At 70.5% G+C, this 4,229-nt stretch carries 5 protein-coding genes; 3 read left to right on the top strand and 2 right to left on the bottom strand.

The window, feature by feature from the left end:
• The 3 genes from VFL64_RS18600 to VFL64_RS18590 all read left to right on the top strand — a co-directional run.
• On the top strand, positions 1-558 hold a 558-nt coding region (locus tag VFL64_RS18600), incomplete at its 5' end, for a Bug family tripartite tricarboxylate transporter substrate binding protein (protein ID WP_489541872.1).
• An 81-nt stretch (positions 559-639) separates the two neighbouring features.
• Entirely contained in the window at positions 640-1,107 is a 468-nt protein-coding gene (locus VFL64_RS18595; RefSeq protein WP_489541871.1) for a hypothetical protein, read from the top strand.
• Positions 1,104-2,015 (top strand): DUF2145 domain-containing protein, encoded by a 912-nt coding sequence (locus tag VFL64_RS18590; protein ID WP_489541870.1) that lies wholly within the window; start codon positions 1,104-1,106, stop codon positions 2,013-2,015. Before VFL64_RS18595 ends, VFL64_RS18590 begins: the two co-directional genes overlap by 4 nt.
• Before the next feature lies 1 nt (position 2,016).
• Here VFL64_RS18590 and VFL64_RS18585 read toward each other — a convergent pair whose 3' ends face one another.
• Both VFL64_RS18585 and VFL64_RS18580 read right to left on the bottom strand, forming a co-directional pair.
• Positions 2,017-3,339 carry a PQQ-dependent sugar dehydrogenase gene (locus VFL64_RS18585; protein WP_489541869.1) on the bottom strand — a complete coding sequence of 441 codons (1,323 nt, stop codon included), beginning with the start codon at positions 3,337-3,339 and terminating at the stop codon, positions 2,017-2,019.
• Positions 3,340-3,395: 56 nt separating this feature from the next.
• The coding region (locus VFL64_RS18580) for an aldehyde dehydrogenase family protein (protein WP_489541868.1) at positions 3,396-4,229 on the bottom strand (834 nt) is incomplete at its 5' end.

Raw genomic sequence — 4,229 nt, 5'->3', positions numbered from 1 at the left:
GTGGCCGACTTCGTGAAAGCCTCCAAGGCCAGCAAGGACCGCGTCAACTTCGCCACCTTCGGCGCCGGCACGCCGGGCCACTTCGGCGCCGAGATGCTGGCCGAACAAGGCGGCTTCAAGGTCGAGCCCATCCACTACCGCGCCACCGGCGACGCCATCACCGCCATCGTGGCGGGTGACGTGCAGGGCGCCTTCGTCTCCACCGCGCTCGGCTCGGCGCAGATCAAGGCCGGCAAGATGCGCGCGCTGGCCACCACGGCGGCCACGCGCTCGCCGCTGCTGCCCGAGGTGCCCACCTTCAGCGAAGCCGGCCTGCCCAAGGTCGACTTCTCGGCCTGGTTCGCGGTGTTCGCCCCCACCGGCACGCCGGCCGCGGCGCTCGAGGTGCTGAACAAGCAGATCGTGGCTGCGGTGCAGTCACCCGAGGTGAAGCAGAAGCTCATCGAAGCCGGCTTCACCGTCACCGGCACCTCGCGCGCCGAGGCCGAGGCGCTGGTCAAGGCCGAGGCCCCGCGCTGGGCGGCTGTGGTGAAGGCCGCCGGCTTCAAGGGCGACTGAGCGGCCGCCGCCTCGGTTCTGGGGTTTTCCGGGCGGTGCACTATGCTGCGCACCACCGCATTCCTCCCGCCTGGAGCCCTGATGAATCTCTTGCCCTTCCGCTCTGCCGCCCTCGCGCTGGCCCTCGCCGCCGCAGGCTTGTCCGCGCACGCCGCGTCGTCTGCCTCGTCGGCGTCTTCCGAAGGCTCGTCGGCCTCGTCGGGCAGCGTCTCCGACTCGATCGAAGGGTCGAGCAACAGCTCGTCCAAGAAAGACAAGGTGGCCGCCGGCGACTACAAGGTCATCGAAGTCGCCGAGGTGGCCGAACGGCCCGGCGTGCTGCGCATGACGCTGCAGCCGGTGGCCGAAGGGACGGACGCCGAGCGCTTCAACCTCTACCTGCCCGCCGCGGCGCTGGCTCAGGCTCCGGTGGTCGCAGGGCAGATCGTCTCGGCCCGCACGCGCCCCTACGGCTACGAGTTCGCCCAGGCCGACACCGGCCGGCCCTTCTACCTGGTGCTGCACGACGCCTGGGTGCGCGAGCTGCAGTCGAACGCCGTCGCGCTTTGAACCGTCGCCCGTGGGCGGCGGCGGCCTTGCTGTTCGGGCTGCTTTGCAGCCCGGCAGCGCACGCCGACAGCCTGCGCTTCTGCGACCGCCCACTCGCGCTCGACGCGGCGCAGAAGGACAAGCTGCTGCGCCTGGGCGCCGTCATCAAGGACGAGCTCGAGCGCCAGGGCCAGCCGGTCGCGCTGATGTCGCGCTCGGGGCTGGCGCTGGACCGCTTCGGCCAGCGTTACTCGCACGCCGGCTTCAGCCTGCGCGACAGCCCCGACACCCCCTGGGCCGTGCGCCAGCTCTACTACGCCTGCGACGAGCACCGCCCGCGCCTCTACGACCAGGGCGTGGCCGGCTTCCTGCTCGGCACCGACGACCCGGGCATCGGCTATGTGTCGGTGGTGTTCGTGCCGGGCGCGGCGGCCGAGACGCTGGCGCGCACCGCACGCGACAACCGCCAAGCCCTGGCCCTGCTCGGCGGCACCTACAGCGCCAATGCCTACCCCTTCAGCGAGCGCTACCAGAACTGCAACCAGTGGGTGATGGAGATGCTGTCGGCCGCGTGGGGTGCACCGACCGCTGCGGGAGCCGACGACAGCCCGCGCGCGCAGGCGCAGCAGTGGCTGCAGGCACAAGGCTACGTGCCCACGGTCTTCGAGGTGAGCCGCTGGCTGATGCTCGCCGGCCTCTTCGTGCCCTACCTGCACAGCGGTGACCACCCCGAGGCCGAACTCGAACAAGGGCGCTACCGGGTCAGCATGCCGGAGTCGATGGAGGCCTTCGTGCGCGACACCGTGCCCGACGCCACGCGGGTGGAGTTCTGCCACAACGACCGGCACATCGTGGTCCACCGCGGCTGGTCGTTGATCGGCGATGGTTGCCTGCCCGGCGAACGCGACACCGTGATCGCGCTGGACTGAGCTACGGCTTCGCCACGCGCCAGATCACGTTGCCCACGTCGTCGGCCACCAGCAGCGCGCCGCGCTTGTCGATCGCCACGCCCACCGGGCGGCCGAAGGCATCGCCCGCGTCGCTGAGGAAGCCGGTCAGCACGTCGATCGGCTGGCCGCTGGGCTGGTTGTCGACGAAGGGCACGAAGACCACCTTGTAGCCGCTGTGGGGCTTGCGGTTCCAGGAGCCGTGCTGGCCGATGAACATGCCGCTCGCAAAGACCGGGGGAAGGCGGTTGCCGCCCGACCAGGCCAGGCCGAGCGAGGCGGTGTGCGGCCCGAGCGCGTAGTCGGGCACCACGGCCTTGGCCACCAGGTCGGGCCGCGGGGGCTTCACGCGTTCGTCGACGTGTTGGCCGTAGTAGCTGTAGGGCCAGCCGTAGAAGGCACCGTCGCGCACCGAGGTGAGGTAGTCGGGCACCAGGTCGCTGCCGATCTCGTCGCGCTCGTTGACCACCGTCCACAGAACGCCGGACGGGCTCCAGGCCATGCCGTTGGGGTTGCGCAGGCCCGCGGCGAAGAGGCGGTGCGCGCCGGTCCGCGGGTCGACCGCCCAGATGGCGGCACGGCCGGCCTCGATGTCCATGCCCGTCTCGGCCACGTTGCTGTTGGAGCCCACCGTGACGTAGAGCGTGCCGCCATCGGGGCTGGCGATCACGTTCTTGGTCCAGTGGTGGTTGATGCCGGCCGGCAGATCGACCACCTTGGTGGCGGGTGTGGTGATCTGCGTGTCGCCCTCCTTGTACGGGAACTTCACCAGCGCGTCGGCGTTGGCGACATAGAGCTCGTGGCCCACCAGCGCCATGCCGAAGGGTGATGTGAGCTGCTGCAAGAAGATGCTGCGCACTTCGGCCACGCCGTCGCCATCGGCGTCGCGCAGCAGGACGATGCGGTCGGGGCTGGGCACGCCTGCCCCGGCCTTGGCCATCACCTTGCCCATCACCTTGCCCACCACCCAGCCGCGCAGGCCACCGCTGTCGCTGCCTTCGGGCTTGGGCGGTGCGTTCGACTCGGCGACCAGCACGTCGCCGTTGGGCAGCACGTAGAGCCAGCGCGGGTGGTCGAGCTTGTCGGCAAAGGCTGCCACGCGCGTGCCGCTGGCCGTGACCGGCTTGGCGCCGTCGGCCCAGCCTTTGGCGGGCGCGACGTTCACCGTCGGGAGCAGCGTCTTGTGGGGCGGCGGCAGCTGCGGCGTGGGGCCGGTGCCGGCTGCGATGGGCAATGTGGCGCGGTCGCCGCAGGCCGCCAGGGACAGGGCGGCGGCCAGCAGGAAGGAGAGGTGTCGAGGCTTCATGCTGAGCTGCGGCAAGGCGTGTGCCTGCAGCCCGCTTGGCCCAGCGGCCCGGAGAACTACTTGGCCGTGGGCATCACGAACTCGGCACCCTTGGCGATGCTCGCCGGCCAGCGCTGCATCACGCTCTTCTGCTTGGTGTAGAAGCGCACGCCCTCTTCGCCGTAGGCGTGCATGTCGCCGAACAGGCTCTTCTTCCAGCCGCCGAAGCCGTGCCAGGCCATGGGCACGGGGATGGGCACGTTGATGCCCACCATGCCGACCTGGATGCGCCGCGCGAACTCGCGCGCCACGTTGCCGTCGCTGGTGAAGCAGGCGACGCCGTTGCCGAACTCGTGCTCGTTGACGAGCTTCACGGCGGCGGCGAAGTCGGGCACGCGCACCACGGCCAGCACGGGGCCGAAGATCTCTTCGCGGTAGATCTTCATGTCGGGCGTCACGTGGTCGAACAGGGTGCCGCCGGTGAAGAAGCCCTGCTCGTGGCCCGCAACCTTGTGGCCGCGGCCGTCGACCACCAGCGTCGCGCCTTCGGCCACGCCCTGGGCGATGTAGCCCTCGATGCGCTCCAGCGCCTGGCGCGTGACGATGGGGCCCATCTCGGCGTCGAGCTCCATGCCGTTCTTGATCTTGAGCGTCTTGGCGCGTGCGGCCAGTGCGGGCACCAGCTTGTCGGCCACGTCACCCACCGCCACCGCCACGCTGATGGCCATGCAGCGTTCGCCGGCCGAGCCGTAGCCGGCACCGATGAGCGCGTCGAAGGCTACATCGCGGCCGGCATCGACGAAGGCGCCGAACTGGTGGTCGACGGGCGCGGCCTCGCGGTGCCGGGCCATGCCGGTGGCTTCTTCACCGGCGCGTCGCTGTTCGACAAGGTGACGCCGAAGATGAAGATC

It is taken from the genome of Rhizobacter sp., from assembly GCF_035702065.1.
Lineage (GTDB): Bacteria > Pseudomonadota > Gammaproteobacteria > Burkholderiales > Burkholderiaceae_C > Rhizobacter.
The sequence above is the reverse complement of the archived record's forward strand: the minus strand, read 5'-3'. Positions and strand labels throughout refer to the sequence as shown.

What these genes read in the sequence shown, in the direction of transcription:
- VFL64_RS18595 (WP_489541871.1), top strand. Translation starts at nt 640, where the DNA reads ATGAATCTCTTGCCCTTCCGCTCTGCCGCCCTCGCGCTGGCCCTCGCC.
- VFL64_RS18585 (WP_489541869.1), bottom strand. Translation starts at nt 3,339, where the DNA reads ATGAAGCCTCGACACCTCTCCTTCCTGCTGGCCGCCGCCCTGTCCCTG.